Below are 746 nucleotides of genomic sequence, written 5' to 3' on the forward strand. Positions count from 1 at the left end.
TATTATAAAAAGAAAACCATACGCTATGCGTATGGTTCAGAAAAGGTTCTACCATTGTCACAAAAAATGCATCTCTTCGTACTAGAATTAATATTGGTCAGCCAACCAAAATAATCAACACGAGGAGATGCTATTTAATGTCATCCGACACAAACAGTTTAGCACATACAAAATGGAATTGTAAGTATCATATCGTCTTTGCTCCCAAATACAGAAGACAAGTGATATATGGAAAAATAAAAAAAGATATTGGAATGATTTTGCGTCAATTGTGCGAAAGAAAAGGCGTAGAGATAATTGAAGCAGAGGCATGTAAAGATCATATTCACATGTTAGTTAGTATTCCGCCAAAAATAGGTGTATCATCATTTGTTGGCTATTTAAAAGGAAAAAGTAGTTTAATGATATTTGATAGACATGCCAACTTGAAATATAGATATGGAAATAGAAAGTTTTGGTGCAAAGGATATTATGTAGATACTGTAGGTAGAAACAAAAAAGTAATTGAAAATTATATACGAAACCAATTACAAGAGGATATCGTTGCAGATCAAATCTCAATGGAAGAATACCTAGATCCGTTTACAGGAGAAGAAATTAAAAAAAGAAAGAAAAAATAGTAACCCTTTAGGGTTGCTGCAATAATAGTGCAGTTGGCTGACTTATCAGTGCCCTTTTAGGGCTGGCCAGTATGAAAGGCTTATAGCCGCAGAACAAACCACCCGTTCACACGGGTGGTTTTGATT

Annotated in this window: 1 protein-coding gene; it reads left to right on the forward strand. The window is 34.2% G+C overall.

Annotated elements, in window-relative coordinates; translation table 11 throughout:
- Positions 1 to 137: 137 nt before the first annotated feature.
- Positions 138 to 620, forward strand: a complete 483-nt coding sequence (gene tnpA / locus HMPREF3267_RS07635; protein WP_062077637.1) for an IS200/IS605 family transposase — start codon at positions 138 to 140, stop codon at positions 618 to 620.
- Positions 621 to 746: the final 126 nt, after the last annotated feature.

Origin of the sequence: Staphylococcus sp. HMSC62D11 (assembly GCF_001839145.1) — a bacterium.
GTDB lineage: Bacteria > Bacillota > Bacilli > Staphylococcales > Staphylococcaceae > Staphylococcus > Staphylococcus lugdunensis.

Excerpts from the sequence above, each read along its gene's own strand:
- tnpA (WP_062077637.1), top strand. The coding sequence starts at position 138 with ATGTCATCCGACACAAACAGTTTAGCACATACAAAATGGAATTGTAAG.